Annotated in this window: 13 protein-coding genes; 5 read left to right on the plus strand and 8 right to left on the minus strand. The window is 67.8% G+C overall.

Features of this window, described 5'->3' with window-relative positions:
* Positions 1 to 22: 22 nt before the first annotated feature.
* The 6 genes from E4634_RS21995 to E4634_RS13560 all read right to left on the minus strand — a co-directional run bounded on the left by E4634_RS21995 (position 23) and on the right by E4634_RS13560 (position 7,470).
* Positions 23 to 364 (minus strand): hypothetical protein, encoded by a 342-nt coding sequence (locus tag E4634_RS21995; RefSeq protein WP_135444762.1) that lies wholly within the window; start codon positions 362 to 364, stop codon positions 23 to 25.
* A gap of 224 nt (positions 365 to 588) precedes the next feature.
* Positions 589 to 729 (minus strand): hypothetical protein, encoded by a 141-nt coding sequence (locus E4634_RS21505; RefSeq protein ID WP_167854916.1) that lies wholly within the window; start codon positions 727 to 729, stop codon positions 589 to 591.
* A complete protein-coding gene (locus E4634_RS13545; protein WP_135444764.1) occupies positions 730 to 1,866 on the minus strand; it encodes an MBOAT family O-acyltransferase in 1,137 nt (378 codons plus the stop codon). It lies immediately after the preceding gene.
* Positions 1,867 to 1,870: 4 nt separating this feature from the next.
* Positions 1,871 to 2,782: a hypothetical protein gene (locus E4634_RS13550; protein WP_135444766.1), complete on the minus strand. Its 912-nt coding sequence runs from the start codon at positions 2,780 to 2,782 to the stop codon at positions 1,871 to 1,873.
* Positions 2,779 to 4,599: an AMP-binding protein gene (locus E4634_RS13555; RefSeq protein WP_135444768.1), complete on the minus strand. Its 1,821-nt coding sequence runs from the start codon at positions 4,597 to 4,599 to the stop codon at positions 2,779 to 2,781. Before E4634_RS13555 ends, E4634_RS13550 begins: the two co-directional genes overlap by 4 nt.
* Before the next feature lie 24 nt (positions 4,600 to 4,623).
* Entirely contained in the window at positions 4,624 to 7,470 is a 2,847-nt protein-coding gene (locus E4634_RS13560) for an AMP-binding protein (protein ID WP_135444770.1), read from the minus strand.
* A gap of 469 nt (positions 7,471 to 7,939) precedes the next feature.
* Here E4634_RS13560 and E4634_RS13565 point away from each other — a divergent pair, with 469 nt between their 5' ends.
* Both E4634_RS13565 and E4634_RS13570 read left to right on the plus strand, forming a co-directional pair.
* Positions 7,940 to 8,296: a hypothetical protein gene (locus E4634_RS13565; RefSeq protein WP_135444772.1), complete on the plus strand. Its 357-nt coding sequence runs from the start codon at positions 7,940 to 7,942 to the stop codon at positions 8,294 to 8,296.
* Positions 8,297 to 8,376: 80 nt separating this feature from the next.
* Positions 8,377 to 8,868 carry a hypothetical protein gene (locus E4634_RS13570; protein WP_135444774.1) on the plus strand — a complete coding sequence of 164 codons (492 nt, stop codon included), beginning with the start codon at positions 8,377 to 8,379 and terminating at the stop codon, positions 8,866 to 8,868.
* Between the two features lie 53 nt (positions 8,869 to 8,921).
* Here the strand turns inward: E4634_RS13570 and E4634_RS13575 are convergent, their stop codons facing one another.
* Positions 8,922 to 9,449 carry a nuclear transport factor 2 family protein gene (locus E4634_RS13575; RefSeq protein WP_135444776.1) on the minus strand — a complete coding sequence of 176 codons (528 nt, stop codon included), beginning with the start codon at positions 9,447 to 9,449 and terminating at the stop codon, positions 8,922 to 8,924.
* Positions 9,450 to 9,681: 232 nt separating this feature from the next.
* Positions 9,682 to 10,002, minus strand: a complete 321-nt coding sequence (locus tag E4634_RS13580) for a DUF6482 family protein (protein ID WP_206046886.1) — start codon at positions 10,000 to 10,002, stop codon at positions 9,682 to 9,684.
* 189 nt (positions 10,003 to 10,191) lie between these two features.
* Between E4634_RS13580 and E4634_RS13585 the strand changes: the two genes are divergently transcribed.
* From E4634_RS13585 to E4634_RS13595, 3 genes are all read left to right on the plus strand, one after another.
* On the plus strand, positions 10,192 to 12,375 hold the full coding sequence (locus E4634_RS13585; protein WP_167854917.1) for a cation:dicarboxylate symporter family transporter: 2,184 nt from the start codon (positions 10,192 to 10,194) through the stop codon (positions 12,373 to 12,375).
* Between the two features lie 128 nt (positions 12,376 to 12,503).
* Positions 12,504 to 13,631 (plus strand): hypothetical protein, encoded by a 1,128-nt coding sequence (locus tag E4634_RS13590; RefSeq protein ID WP_135444780.1) that lies wholly within the window; start codon positions 12,504 to 12,506, stop codon positions 13,629 to 13,631.
* Positions 13,632 to 13,642: 11 nt separating this feature from the next.
* Entirely contained in the window at positions 13,643 to 14,902 is a 1,260-nt protein-coding gene (locus tag E4634_RS13595; protein WP_240725186.1) for a DUF3754 domain-containing protein, read from the plus strand.
* Positions 14,903 to 14,972 lie beyond the last annotated feature (70 nt).

Raw genomic sequence — 14,972 nt, forward strand, 5'->3', positions numbered from 1 at the left:
GGCAGGCCGGACGGCCCGGTACTTAACCGGCCTTGCGCCGGCGTTCGCGGGAAACGGCAACCAGGCCGCCCAGCAGGGCGAGGGCGATGCCCGCACCGGCTGCATCGATTTCCGGTACCGAACTGCCGTAGTCGTGGCCGCAACCGGGCCCGTGGTGATGGCCACCGCCACCACCGTGACCGCCACCACCACCATGGCCGCCGCCGCCACCGTGGCCGCCGCCACCACCGTGGCCGCCACCGCCGTGGTGACCGCCACCGCCATGGTGACCACCACCACCGCCTCCGCCACCGCCGGCGAAGCTCAGGGAGGATGCCGTGGCCAGGGCCAGGGCAAGCACTACACGTACCGCGAAATTTTTCATGATCGTTCCACTGGAAAGGGACTACAGGACGATCACCGGCACAGGAACCCGGTGACCTGTTTATCGAGCATTGGAAAAACTATAGACGGCCCCGCCCGGGCCGCCCACCGCGGGGACCCCGGTTTCGATAGTACAGTTGGGCTAATCCGGCACCGCGTTAACCCGATAGGGCTACCGCTCGAGCCGCGCGCCGCCAGTACCGCCGCAGCACACCGCCCGCGGCGCTAGATTTCCAGGTAGCGAAAGGAGTCGGAGGGGAAAACCGAGTAGATGAGGATCAGCAGCATCATCAATGTGTACACCGCAATCGCCAGCAGCCGGGGCAGCCAGCCGCCGCCGAGTTTGTCACGCAGCCAGTAATACATTCACACCCCCAGGATCACGCGGAACACCTGCAGCGCCTCGCCCAGGGTTTCCTTGCGGGTGATGGCGAAGCTCATCACCACGAAATTGAATGTCAGCAGCGTCGCCAGCGGCGTGGTCAACCAACCCGGCAGCCTGCCGGTGGTCGGCAGGGCCGGCTTCAGGCGACACCAGTACTGGAAGATGACGATACCGACACCGTGGTAGGCGCCCCAGGCCAGGTAGCGCAGGGAAATCTCGTGCCACAGCCCGAGCACCACCATGGACAGAATCACCCCCGCGGCGGGGCTGCGCAGCCGGAACGCGGCGGGCGTGAAGATGTAGTCCCGGCACCAGGCGGACAGCGAGATGTGCCAGCTGCGCCAGAACGCGTTGATATCGCTGCGCAGGAACGGGTAATTGAAGTTTTCCACGATACGGTAGCCGAGCAGGGCCGCCATGCCGATGGCCACGTCGCAGTAGCCGCCGAAGCGCAGGTAGAGTTCCAGGCCGTACTCCACGCACAACAGCCACGCGCCGAGGGCGGTGTCGTCACCGCCCACGCTTTCGATGTAGGCCGCCAGCTTGGTGTCCAGCACGTAGTTGGCCAGCACCACCACCTTGAAGTAGCCGAACAGGATGCGCTCCAGGCCGGTGTGGAACAGGCGCGTGTCCCAGCGCCGGCGGCGCTCGTCGCGCACGAACTCGCCGAAGCGGTTGATCGGGCCCACGAACAGGGTGGGCAGGAAGAACAGGTAGGCGGCGAACTCGGCCGGCCCGTGCGCCGGCAGCCGCCCGCGGTAGCTCTCGATCACGTAGTGCAGCATGCGCAATACGTAGTAGGCGGCGCCGAGCAGCACGAAAGTGTTGCCCGCGTTGGCCAGCACCAGTTTGTAGGCGACGAAAAACAGCACCAGCGCCACCATCGCCAGCAGCGCGGCGCGCCCGGCCCCGAACCAGCGTGCAAACAGCGTGGCCGTGGCGTAACAACCGGCACCCAGCCCGGCCAGCGCCAGCAGCGACAGGTACTGCCCCTGGTAGACGAGGAAGGCACCGCCGGAGGCCACCAGGTACCAGGCCTGCAGGCGCCGCGGCGTCAGCCAGAACAGGGCGACGAAAGCCGCGGCCAGCGGCAGGTTGGCGAGGCTTACCAATCCCATGACGTCACAACCCCAGCGCGGCCAGCTGCTCGTCCAGCCAGGCGCGGAAGATATCCGAGCCCGGGCCGTTCAGGTGGCGCTTGTCCTTGTACATGGTGTTGTCCAGGGTGGGGAACTCGAGGAACTCCAGACCCTGGTTGGCGACGGCGAGCTGGCGCAGTTCGCTGCGATAAGCCTCGTACTTGGCACCGCCCATGGCCTCGATCTCCGGCCCGCGGGCGAGGTCGACGACGACCACCGTCGCGCCGCCGGCAATCAGCTGGCGAAACAGCGGCAGCGCGGCGTGGATGTCCTTGCGTTTGACCGGCCGGGGCGGCTTGGCCTTGCGCAGCGGGCCCGCGTCGTAGGCGGCCGGGTTGCCGTTCGGGTACTTGGTGCCGTGGAAGGAGCTGCGCAGGGGAGCCGGCCAGGCGCCCTCGAGAATATAGCGCAGGTGAAACACCGCGCTGTAGAAATAGTCGTCGAGCTGGTCCTGCAGGCGGGCCTGTTTATTCCTGCCCTGCTTCATCTTGATCACGTTGGACTGGAACAGCAGGATCTTCGGGCACTGCGGCAGTGCCGCGAGCAGGGGGTCGAGGCTGTCGAAACCCGGGCGACTGCCCTGCCGGGTGACCAGGTGTACCCGGTAGTCGCCGATGTCGCCGTCGTAGAACTGCCAGCGCTCCCATTTCGCGGCCGGGTAGCGCGCGGCGATGGCGCGGAACAGGATGGAGCCGCCAAACGCCGTGACCTGGCGCGGCCCGCAGGTGTTGCGGCCGAAATCCTCCACCGATTCCGCCAGCGCGTAGAGCACCGTGGGGTCGTAGCTGTCCAGGGCAAGGTCCGCGGGCTTCCACAGCAGGTGCAGCGAAAACACCAGGACGAAGGCGAGCCCCAGGGCCACCGGCAGCAGTAACAGGTCGAGCCAGGATCTCAATGCTGCAGCCTGGCGCTGACCCGCGACTCGGCGGCGCCGAGGCTGGTAATGACCGCGATATCCGTCGCCGAGAGCCGGATCTCGAATTCACCCTCGAGTTGCAGCATGAATTCCACGTGGGCCAGGGAGTCCCAGCCACGGGTCGACTCCGGCGAGGAACTCGCGCTGAGTTCCGAGGTAGAAACACGAAACGCCCGCGCGGCAATGGCGAAAATCCGCTCCTGCACATTGCCCCCGGCCACCGCGGCCTGCGCCGCGCCGCCGGCCTGGTACAACTCGCGCAACTCAGGCACCAGCACCTTGCCCGACGGCCCCTTGGGCAGCGCGTCCACCTGCAGCCACTTGCGCGGCACCTTGAAGTGGGTGAGGCGCTCCTCCAGCCAGCCGGTGACCGCAGCCTCGTCGAAGCCCTCCCCCGGCACCACTGCCGCGACCAGTATCTCGCCCCACTCCGGGTAGTCGACGCCGAAGCAGTGCGCCTCTATCACCGCCGGGTGCTGGTTGAGCACCTCGGTGACCTCCTCGGGGTAGATATTCTCTCCGCCGTAGATGACAACGTTCTTGAGACGCCCGTCGATGTAGTAGAGGCCGTTGGCATCGACGTGGGCGAGGTCCCCGGTGCGCAGCCAGCCGTCCAGGAACAGCTCCGCGTTCACGGCATCCAGACCGAGGTAGCCGCGGAACACGTTGGCGCCGCGCAGCACCAGTTCACCGATTTCGCCCTGGGCGACCTCGGCGCCATCCTCGCCGACGATGCGCGCCTCGCAGTCCACCGGCTTGCCGATCGAGCCGATCCGGTAGCAGTCGTTGCCAGGGCCGCTGAACAGCGCCCCGGTGACCGTTTCGGTAAGACCGTAGAGATTGGCGACGCGCACCCCGAACGCACTCTGGAAGTCCTCCCACAGGCGCGCCTCGAGGTGGCCGGCGGCGGAGACGACGAAGCGGAATTCCTCGTAGTCGAAGCTGTCGGCGAACTCCCGCCCCAGGCGCAGGATCAGCGAGAGGATGGTCGGTACGGCGACCAGGTGGGACGCGCGCAGGCGGTACAGCGACAACAGCAGCGGCTCGATATTCGGGATGCTGAAGCTGAATGGCCGGATCCAGCAGGCGCCGTGCAGGGAGGCGACGGCGGGGCCCTGGATCAGCCCGTCCACGTGGTACAGCGGCAGGATATTGAACAGCCGGCTGTCGGCGCTGTAGCCGAACTGCCGGCCCAGGGTGGCGAGGTGGGCGAACAGCGCGCCGTGATGAATCGACACCGCCTTGGGCGCGGAAGTCGAGCCGGAGGTCATGATCACGTAGGCCTCGTGATCGTCATGCCATAGCTGGCCGGGCGCAGTCGGCTCGCAGGTGTCAAGCACTGCGGGGTAGCTGTCGGCGGGCGCGGCGGCACGCGAGCCTCCGCCCAGCAGTTTGTTGACCAGGTTCTTTTTCGCCTTCTGCGCGCGGATCGGCAGCACCAGGCGCAGCTCGTGCGCCTGCGGCAGGCAGTTGTCCAGGGTTGCCGCATCCATGATGCAACCGGCGACACCGGCCACCGTGGCGACCAGCCGGAACTCGCTGGGGCGCAGGTCCGGCGCGGCGATCACCGGCACCAGGCCGCTGTCGATCAGGCCGAAGAACAGCACCGCGGTGTGTCGCGGGTCCGCCGCGCTGATCACCACGCGCTCCCCGGGCTTGAGGCCGGAGGCGGCGAGGTAGGCGGTCAGTCGGCCGAGCTGGTCGACCAGTTCACCGTAGGTGAAGTTTTGCGCGCCCTCTTCCAGGAACACTTTTTTGCGCGGCTGGCTCTGCGCCGCGGCGTAAAATCGGGACATCGTTACTCTCTACCTTCTCTCTACCTACTCTCTACTCGATCCCTGACTGGTCGTTGCCTGCTCACTGCCGTGAATGGCCCGGGCCATCATCGACCGGTTGACCTTGCCGCTGGCAAACCGGGCGATCGTATCCACGCGGACCAACTCCGCCGTGAGCGTCCTACGGCCCAGACATTCCTCCATGTGTCTGGCCACGGCGGTTTCCCAGCCGTCCTGGTCGGCATCCTCGCGCAGCACCAGCAACAGGCGCAGGTCGCCGTCCACCTGGATGCAACAGCTGTCGGCCACGCACGCGCTCTCGCGCGCCAGGCTTTCTATCTCCTGCAGATAAAGGATCTCCCCGGCGCGATTCTTGACCTGGTCGTCGCTGCGCCCCTGGTACTGGAACGAGCCATCCTCGCACAGCGCCACGATATCGCCGGTCAACACCCAGCCGTCGTCGAAGCGCACCGAGCTGCGGGTATCGGCCTGCAGGTAACCGCTGGCATTGCCGCGGGAAAAAATCGCCAGTTCTCCGCTGGTGCCGGTATCGAGAATCTCGCCGTGCTCGCCGCGCACCTGGGCCACGGCGCCCAGCGGCCAGCCGAGGTCGCCCAGCGCGCTGCCCTCGGCATCCTGCGCCAGGCAGACGCCGCCGGTCTCGGTGAGGCCGTAGTAGCTGGCGATTTCCACATCCAGCCACTCGCCGACAGCGCCCGCTGCGGCGGCGGACAGCGAATCCCCGGTGGCGATAATCTGGCGCAGGTGCTCCGGCCGCGGCTGTGCCGCCAGCAATGGCCGCGACGCGGCCAGCGCGGCGAGCAGCGCCGGCACCGTGGACACATGGGTCACCGCGCAGTCGCGGGCGATGCCGAGCAGCCGCTGCGGCTGCATCATGCCCGCCGCCGGCACCACCACCGTCATCGCACTTTGCACCGCGGCGACGGCGCCGTTGCGCAGGCCGCTCATGGTGTGGAATGCCCCCAGCGCGAGCAGTCGGTCCACCGGCCCCCAGGCGAAGTGCGCGCCGAGATGGTGGCCGGTATGCAGCAGGCTGCCCTGGTCCAGGCACACGCCCTTGGGCCTGCCGGTGGAGCCGGAGGTAAACAGGATGGCCACAGGCGCATCGGCCGCGGGCGGTTCGGGCAGCGGCGTGTCGCTGTCGAGATGCGGCTCCAGCAGTGCGGAGAACAGGCGCGACTCGTCCCGCGCCAGGCTGTCCAGTTGGGTAAAGCCCTCGCGCTGGCCGAGGCAGGCCGCGGGGGCGACTTCCTCGAGCAGCGCGGCGAGGGTGGTGTCGACCATGTTCGGGTCCAGCGGCACGATCACCCGGCCGGTGAGCCAGCTCGCCCAAGTCACCAGGTAGGCCTCCAGGCACAGCTCGCTGCACAGCACGATGCGGGCGCCGGCAGGGAGTGACTGTTCCATCCAGCGGGCGGCCGCGCGGACCAGTACATCCACGGACTCGAAATCGTAGCCGTCGCCGTCCTCGTCCATGAGTATCGGGTGATGGGCATAGCGCCCGGGCAGACTCGCCCACAGCGCCTGGAAGTTCGGCACGGACGGGGCGGGCAACTCGAGGTGGCCGTAGAAATGCTGCAGGCGCGCCATGCTCGCGGAGACCGCGGCGGGGAAGACGATCTCGCGCGCGGCCAGTGCCTGGCTCGCGGCGAAGACCTCCGCCGCCGGGCGCCGCAGGGCGCTGGCGATCTCGCCGAGGCTGTCACCCGCGGCGGCCAGCGCGAGAATCTCGCAGTCGAGGGCCGCCAGGTCGCTACCCAGTACTTTATCCAGGCGCTCGGCGTAACAGGGGTGCCGGCTCAGCATGCCGGCCACCGGCAGACCCTCGCGATCCGCGGCGACGCCGACCCGCGCGCGGGCCAGGTCGATGTCGAGCAGGGGGTTGAGGACCAGCCGGTGGTGTTCGCACAGCGCGTCCGCTGGCGCGGGAATCTCGCGCCCGCGCCAGTGCGCCGGTGCGATCAGCGCGGCGCCGTTGTAGTGCGAGGTGTCCGGGTTGCTCTCGACCCGCCAGCCAGCGCCGGCGTCGAACAACTCCGGTTCGGCAAAAATGAACGCGGCGCGGTCGCTACCCGCGCAGGAACGCTCGAGTATCTGCTGCCATTCGCGCCCGGACAGCTGGGTGCAGCCGCGCTCGAAGAACGGCTCCGGCTCGGAATTGGTCAGGTGAATATGCGGGAAGAACGCCAGGCCGTCGCTGCGCAGCACGCGCAGGCACTCGGGCAGGAACATGCCCTGGCTGTAGCGGTGCAGGGAGTCCAGGCCGATCACCAGCGCCACCGAGTCGCTGGCCAGCGGCAGCGGGCGGTCGGGGTGGGTAAACAGCACCTCCAGGTTGGGCAGCCGCTCGCCCTCCGCCAGCCAGTGGTGGAAGCCGGCATAGCCGAGCACATTGCTGTTGCCCTCCCACAGCGACACCACTTGCTGCTGCGGAAAAAGGGCGGCCAGCCACTCGCCCTGCCAGCCGGTGCGGCACCAGGTGTCGAGGATGACGTCCCCGGGAGCGAGCGCCTCGGCCAGCGCCGGGTAGAGGGCGAGCAATGCGCGGTTGGATTCGTTGAAAGGCTGGAACAGCGCATAGGCGTCGTAGATCCCGCGCGCGGCCTTTTCCTGCAGGAAGCGGCCGAAACTCTCCTCCTGGAACCACCCCGGAACCAGGCCGGGCAGCCACTCGGTGGCCAGCTGGCCACTATCCAGCCGGGTCTCGCCGAACAGCGGGAAACCGTGTGCCACCGGCGTGGCCAGGTTGCAGCGATGGCAACGCAGCACGCCCTCGCGGACGCAGTCATCCGCGGGCTGCTGCAGGGCTTCCAGGTCGAGAGTGTCGCCACAAGCCGGACAAGCGAGGAGCGCCGATAGCTGTGTTTTCACCGGTCAGTTCTTCTAAGTTGTTGTGTCGGAACGCCTCTCGGCTGGGGTAGTGAGCGCGAGACTGGCGAACGCATCCGTGACAGGAAAAAAGGACAACACAGTTTATTATATGTATACACTGCGGTCATCAGCGCACGCAGGCAAGTCGTGGCCCATTCGGGTAGTGCCGGTGATTTTTGTCAGAACCGCTCGCGCGTTTCACACACCACCGGCACACAGGCGCGTCGCCAGCCCAAGCATCTCGCCGCCCATGACCATCGCCCCCGTCGCGCAGCAGGCGAAAACGGGAATTTTTCCTATAGCCCAGGCAGCCCGGCACATTTCAACGCTGACCACAACGCTGTCACAACGCCCGCTCCCACGCTCCGCCCCGAGAATCCGCCCCGCACTGAAACGCGCAGCCGTGCGTTTCGCGGGGCGGCCCGGACGCCGGCCTGAAACACCTGACATACAGCAAAGGAGCTTCACCATGAAACACATCATCACGGGTCTGTGCCTGGGCGGAGCCATCGCCTTTGGCAACGCAGCAGCAGCCGCTGCAGACAGCCAGCCGCTGCCGTCGCGCGGCGCGATGACCGCCAGCAATGGACTGGCGAGCTGCGAGCGCGACTACCGCAACAGCGTGCTGCGCGCCCGCCGCATCGGCTACCAGTCCGGCAACTGCGCTGCGAAAACGCAGGGCGGCAGCCCGGTCTACACCCTGGCCTCCTACGCGGGCACGGAACTCGATGCCAACGGCGCCACCGGGGACGGCGAGTGCCGGCGCGAGTACCGCAACGCCGTGCTGCGCGCGCGCGGCATCGGCCAGTGGCGTTGCGACGCCTGATCCCACCCGGCAATACACCCCGGCGGCCGCTCAGCCGCCGCCGGGTCCGACACGTTTAAACACGGCACAGGAGGTGCCCCATGCGAAAACTGATAAACCTGGCTGCGCTGTCGTTCGCCGCCCTGGCGGCTGTCGAAGCCGGCGCCGGCGCACAACCGGCACAGGACTATCTCGCCGTCGCCGACCGCCTGCTGAACCAGGGCAATGCCGCCGGCGCCCTGACGACTCTCGCAAGCGGCTCACCAACTCGCGGTGACAGCGCCGCGCAAGCCGCCCACTTCGGCCTGGCCTGCCGCGCCCACCTGGCCAACGATGCTCCGGAGCTGGCGCGCGACAACTGCCTGCGGGCGATCGACGCGGGGACTACGCGGGATCGCTGGCGCGACTACAACAACCTCGGGGTGGCGGAGTTCCGCCGCGGCGATATCGCGGCTGCGAGGCGCGCCTTCCGCACCGCCGTGGTGCTCGCGGGGGTGGCCTACTCGCCGCAGAAAAACCTCGCCCTGGTCAGCCAACTCGCGCAGGACGCGATGCCGCGTGCGCAACTGGCCGAGGCTCTGGTGGTTCGCTAGCCCGGCGCGGCCCGCTCAGCGTTCACCCGCAGCGGGTCGCTTCTCTCGGACATTCAAACCAGTTTGATACGCGTGTAGCTGGCATCGTCGGGGTAGCGGCCGCCGGGCTTGATGTTGAAGCCGAGCATGCCGTTGGACCAGTCCGCGGAATCCTCGAACTGGCGGAACCAGTCGGTCACCACCAGGCGCTCGGCGATGCGCCACTCGTCGTCGCGTTTCTCGAAGCGGTCCACGTAGCGGCCGCCGGCCAGCAGGTCGAACTTGCCGTCCGGCCCGTTGACCACGTGAAAGCCCATGAAATACGATTCCACGTCGGCCGTGTCGCCGTCGAGGTTGATGATGGTGTTGCACATGAAGTGCTGGGTCTGGTCCATGGTGCCCATGGCGGCGAAGGACCACTCGATAAACTCCTCGGCATTGCCCTGGAAATCCAGGTGCGTATCCACCACGTCCGGCCAGTAGGCGCTGCGCACCATGTCCGCGTCGAGCCGGTCGACGCCGCGGCAGTAGCGGCTCAGGCATTCCTCGATGGCGGCGCGGTCGGCGAGTTCGGACAGTATCTGCTGGGTCGGCGTGGTCACGACGGTCCTCCTTGGGGGCGGCGGTCAGTTATTATCGTGCGGCGGCATTTATAAAGCCGTGCTTTCTATAGACCAGTGTAAGCCCACTCGCCCGGGCTGTATACGACCGCCGCGCACTCGCGGTGGGGGAGGTACGCTGCGCCGTGCGAAATACACGCCTGCAGACCACGCGGGACTCGCCCTGGGTCAACCGGTCGAAACAGGCCGGGAAAGACCGGCCCGGGGGCCGCACTCAGTGCAGCGACGCCTGCTCCACCTCCGGCAACACCAGCGGCAGTTCCAGCGCATTGTCGCCGTCGCGCAGCGGCTGCCCGACCATCTCGTCGTAGGCCGAGCGCTGGCGCAGTACCGCGCTGGCCACCGGCAGGCGGCTCAGCAGTTCCAGCAGTGAGACAAGATTGCGGCTGCGCAGGGGGCGGCCGCTGTCCTCGGCGAGCAGGTGTTCGCCGCCGTCGATCTGCAACGTGACCTGGTACAGCGCCATGTCCAGCGAGTGCACCACCACGGGCACCGGCGCTTCCAGCTTCGCAAACTCGGCGATGGTCATTTTCATGGCAGGCCCCCTGCAGATGCGCAAAAGAACGACAACCCCGGCAGCAAACCGGAGCAGCAACCATGGATACGCACACGCCGTTGCAGGAGTTCACCGGCGACACACCCGCCAATGTGTTCCACCCGCGCGCCGAATTGGATAGCCTTGAACCAGGACAACCGGCGCGGCGGCGCCGCAGGAGATCACGGCATGATCGGCAAGCTCGCACGCGGCTGGCGCAGGCTGGGACTGTCGCTGCAGATCCTGGTGGGACTGGGCCTGGGCGTGCTGCTCGGGCTGTTCGCCGGCGAGTCCGCGGCGCAGCTGCAGACCCTGGCGGATATCTACATCCGCCTGATGCAGATGACCGTGCTGCCCTACCTGATCACCGCCCTGGTCCTCGCCTTCGGCCAGCTGGAGCCGCGCCAGGCCCGGCGCCTGGCCGTGCTCGGCGGCCTCATGCTGCTGCTGGTGTGGGCGCTGATGGCGCTACTCATCTCGCTGATCCCGCTGGCCTTCCCGGACTATGTGAGCGCCGCGTTCTACAGCTCCTCGCTGGTCGAGCCACCGCGCGAATTCTCCCTTGCGGAACTGTACTTCACCGCCAACCCCTTCGAGTCGCTGTCGCGCAACGTGGTGCCGGCGGTGGTCCTGTTCAGCAGCCTGTTCGGCATCGCGGTGATGCGCCTGCGCGACAAGGCGCGGCTGCTGGAACCGCTGCAGGTCTGGAACGAGGCGATGGTGCTGATCACGCGCATGGTGATCCAGCTGACGCCCTACGGCGTGTTCTGCATCGCCGCGGTCACCGCCGGCACCATGACCGCGCAGACCTTCCTGCGCCTGGAAGTCTACTTCGTCAGCTTTGCCGCCTGCGCACTGCTGCTCGCCTTCGTCATCCTGCCGCTGCTGGTCTGCGCGGTGACGCCCTTTCGCTACCGCGAGCTGCTGGCGGTATCGCGTGACGCACTGCTCACCGCGTTCATCACCCAGAGCGCCTTCATTGTGCTGCCGCTGCTCACCGAACGGGTCAAGGAACTGCTCGCCCGCCACGAGCGCCTCGGCGACCGCGCGGAGTCGGCCAGCGAAGTGCTGATCCCGGTGCTCTACAACTTCCCCAACGCGGGCAAGCTGCTCACCCTGTTGTTCGTGCCCTTCGCCGCCTGGCTGGCGGGCACGCCGCTGCCCGCCGGTGATTACGCCGGGCTGTTCGCCGCCGGCATTCCCAGCTACTTCGCCAAGGCCCAGGTGGCGCTGCCCTTCCTGCTGGACCTGCTCGGCCTGCCCCACGACCTGTTCATGCTGTACATCCCCACCACCATCCTCACCGGTAATTTCGACTCCATGGTCGCGGCCATGAACCTGTTCGGCTTCGCCCTGGTGGGCGCCGCGGCCATGGGCGGCTTCCTGGTGCTGGAGCCCGCGCGCCTGCTGCGCGCCGCAGCCATCGCCGCGCTCGCCACCGCGGCTACATTGGTGTTGCTGCGCGTGCTGCTGGCCTGGTCGGTGCACACCGGCTACGACCTCGATGCCCGCGCGCTGCAGATGCAACTGCCTGCAGACCTCCCGGTCGCCCAGGTGCTCGCCGAGACTCCCGAAGGCGACGCCGGACAGGGCCCGGTCATGCAGCGCATCGCGGCCCGCGGCACCCTGCGCGTTGGCTTCGAGCCGGACAACCTGCCATTCAGCTTCTTCAACGACGCCGGCGAACTGGTCGGCTTCGACGTCGAACTGGCCCTGCGCCTGGCCACCGGCCTGGGCGTGCGCGCCGAATTCGTGCCCATCGACTGGGAGGCGGTACCGGCGATGCTGGCGCGCGGGGAGATCGACGTGATGCCGGGCATCTGGTACCGGCCGAACTGGTTCGGCAAGCTGCACCTGAGCGCGCCCTACATGCAGGGTACTGTCGGCTTTGCCGTACGCGACGAGCGCCGCCACGAATTCGCCAGCGTCCAGGACCTGCGCCGCAGCCAGGGGCTGGTGATCGGCATCCCGCTGGACCGGCGCCAGGTGCAGTCCAGCATCAAACGCTATTTCGGCGACGCCGACGTGCGCTTCGAGCTGGTGCCGTTCTGGAAGCCTTTCTTCGAGGGCGAATACCCGCAGCTGGACGCTTTCCTCATGCCGGTGGAGCACGCCTCCGGCTGGAGCCTGCTGCACCCGGATTACACGGTGGTGGTGCCGCACCCGCACCCGATCCGCCTGTCCACTGCCTTCGGTGTCGCCCGGGACGCCGGCGAACTGGCCGAGACCATCAACGAGTGGATCGTGCTGGCCATGGATACCGGCTATGTGGACCAGTCGTACCGCTACTGGGTGCTGGGCCAGGGCGCGCAGGACGCCGAACCGCGCTGGTCGATCGCCCGCGATGTGCTCGGCTGGGGTGTCGGGCGCTGATCCCCGGCGCCGCTCCAGGGCGCGCCTCTCACCGGCTGACCCGCCCGGGCTACAGCGGCTGGCGCGAGGGCTTCCTGTGGCCTAACCTTGAGGCGCCCGACCAACCATAACCTGCAAGGAGCACACCCATGCGCAGCCGCCGTCTCGCACCAACCCTGCTGTCCCTCGCCATCGCGTTTACCGCCCTCGACGCCGCCGCCCAGCTCGACACCGACGGCGACGGCTACCTCGACGACTGGGAAACCAACGGCTACGACGAGGACGGCGACGGTGTTATCGACGTACCGCTGCACATCCTCGGCTTCGACCCGCTGCGCAAGGACATCGCCGTCGGCTACGTGTGGATGGACCAGGGCGCCGGCGAGGTGCTCTCCCACCAGCCCAGCCAGGCGGTGCTCGACGCGGTGGTGGAATCTTTCGCCCGCGCGCCGGTGGCCAACCCCGATGGCAGCACCGGTATCACCCTGCATTTGAAGGACTTCGGTTCGGTGGCCCACGACACCGACCTGAATCCGGTGTGGACCGAGTTCGACGCCATCATGGACCCGCGCTTCAGCCGCGCCGAGCGCACCATCTACCGCCGCATGCTCAACGCCCACGGCTACTCAGGCGGTACCAGCAGCGGCATCGCGCGGGGCATTCCCGCCAGCGACTACATCGAGTCACTGGGCCGCTGGTCGACCAACCCCGGCACCTTCGAGCAGCGCGCGGGCACCATCATGCACGAGCTCGGCCACACCCTGGGCCTGCGCCACGGCGGCCCGGACAACACCAACTACAAGCCCAATCACCTCAGCGTGATGAGCTACTTCAACCAGGTGGTGTGGCTGATCAAGGACGGCCAGCCCTACCTCGACTACGAGCGCTTCAACCTCAACGCCCTCAACGAGACCAGCCTGGATGAGCTCGAGGGCCTGGACGTGCTCGGCTTCGACTTCCCCCTGCGCGGCTACGGCGTGCGCTACTTCTCCGGCGGCACCGCGGTGACCAAGGGCCGCGCGGCCCACCGGCGGGTGGACTGGGACAACGATGGCAACCGGACCGAGGCCTCGGTCGGTGTCGATCTCAACAGCGATGGCTTCCGCGGCACGCTGCGCGCCAACTTCCCCGAGTGGGCCAATCTCATCTACGACGGCGGCAGCATCGGCGCGGGCAGCGAGGCCAAGTCGCGCCGCATGGTGGAGCAGCTGGTAGAGCCCGAGCTGACCGAGGAGATGGACTGGGAGATCCGCCGCAACACCGTCGAAGTCTGGTAACCCGCGGCCCCGTGCCCGGCGGCAGTTCCAAGCGCAAAGCGCGCCCGGACAGCGGCGCGGCGCAGCTGCCCCTGCGCCGCTTCATCCCCTTCCGGCACAGCGACCTCCTGCGCCTGTGCCGCGAGCGTGGCGAACTGGACGCCGCCACCATGGCGCAGTTCGAGACCGCGGCGCAGCACCTGCGGGCGAACTTTCGCGATGAATTTCACGCCCTGCGGCAATCGCTCAAGGATGCCTACGCCGCGCTCGACCCGGACACCGACACCCGCAGCGTCGGCGCGCATCCACCCGCGGAGGACACCGGAGAGCTGCGCGAACGCCTGGTCGAGATTCTCGAGCGCGCCAACTACGACCGCGTCAGCGAGCGCGACCTGCAACGCGCCCTGCGCGCCTCGTCCCTGTTCCAGGTGCGCCTGCACGTGGACCTCGATGACTTCGCCGAACTGCTGCTGTACACCCGCGGCGCCAGCCGCCGCGAGGAACAGGTGCGCGAGCTGTTCGGCCTGTGGCGGCGCACCGTGCGCTTCACCAACTACGACCGGGTGCTGCTCTACCTGCGCCTGAAGCCGGACCTCGACGAGTCCAGTACGCTGGGCGACTGCCCCGCCGGCAGCACCCTGCTGAAACTGTTCCAGAACGTTCCCGAGGCGGATATCGAGATGCTGTTCCCGAATATCCGCGTCGGCATGCGCATGCTGGACAAACTGCTCATCGGCGTACCGGCGCTGGTCAGCGGCGGCATCGCACTGACCACCAAGGTGGGCACCACCCTGCTGTTGCTCGGCTCGCTGATCGGCTTCTGGCTGGGCCTGTCCAGCCAGCCGGTGACCCTGGACAAGCCCATGCTGATTGCCCTCGGCGCGGGCCTTGCCGCCCTCGGCGGCTACCTGTGGAAGCAGTTTGCGAATTTCCGCAACCGCAAGCTGCGCTACACCCAGGCCCTCACCGAGAACCTCTACTTCAAGCTGCTGGACAACAACACCGGCGCCCTGCTGCGCATCCTAGACGACGCCGAGGATGCCGAGTGCAAGGAGAGCGTGCTCGCCTGTTATTTCCTGCTCGCTCACGGCGCGCCGATGACCGCCCCCGCGTTGGACGCGGCGATCGAGGACTGGTTCGCCGAACAGCTGCAGTGCCGGCTGGATTTCGAGATCGACGATGCCCTGGGCAAGTTGCAGCGGCTCGGGCTGGCCAGCTGCGAGGGCGAGCACTGGCGGGCCGCGCCGCGCCGCGGGACCAGCTCTGGCGAGAAGCCCGAACCGCCGGGCTGAAGCCCCCCGCCGGGCGGCGAATCGGCTCGCAAATTGAGGTCGGCACGGCCGGCATTCTCGTGTATACTCC

It is taken from the genome of Mangrovimicrobium sediminis, assembly GCF_004745945.1.
In the GTDB taxonomy this organism is placed as follows: Bacteria; Pseudomonadota; Gammaproteobacteria; order Pseudomonadales; family Halieaceae; genus Mangrovimicrobium; species Mangrovimicrobium sediminis.

Excerpts from the sequence above, each read along its gene's own strand:
- E4634_RS13585 (WP_167854917.1), top strand. The coding sequence starts at position 10,192 with ATGATCGGCAAGCTCGCACGCGGCTGGCGCAGGCTGGGACTGTCGCTG.
- E4634_RS13590 (WP_135444780.1), top strand. The coding sequence starts at position 12,504 with ATGCGCAGCCGCCGTCTCGCACCAACCCTGCTGTCCCTCGCCATCGCG.
- E4634_RS13565 (WP_135444772.1), top strand. The coding sequence starts at position 7,940 with ATGAAACACATCATCACGGGTCTGTGCCTGGGCGGAGCCATCGCCTTT.
- E4634_RS13545 (WP_135444764.1), bottom strand. The coding sequence starts at position 1,866 with ATGGGATTGGTAAGCCTCGCCAACCTGCCGCTGGCCGCGGCTTTCGTC.
- E4634_RS21995 (WP_135444762.1), bottom strand. The coding sequence starts at position 364 with ATGAAAAATTTCGCGGTACGTGTAGTGCTTGCCCTGGCCCTGGCCACG.
- E4634_RS13570 (WP_135444774.1), top strand. The coding sequence starts at position 8,377 with ATGCGAAAACTGATAAACCTGGCTGCGCTGTCGTTCGCCGCCCTGGCG.
- E4634_RS13580 (WP_206046886.1), bottom strand. The coding sequence starts at position 10,002 with ATGAAAATGACCATCGCCGAGTTTGCGAAGCTGGAAGCGCCGGTGCCC.
- E4634_RS13555 (WP_135444768.1), bottom strand. The coding sequence starts at position 4,599 with ATGTCCCGATTTTACGCCGCGGCGCAGAGCCAGCCGCGCAAAAAAGTG.
- E4634_RS21505 (WP_167854916.1), bottom strand. The coding sequence starts at position 729 with ATGTATTACTGGCTGCGTGACAAACTCGGCGGCGGCTGGCTGCCCCGG.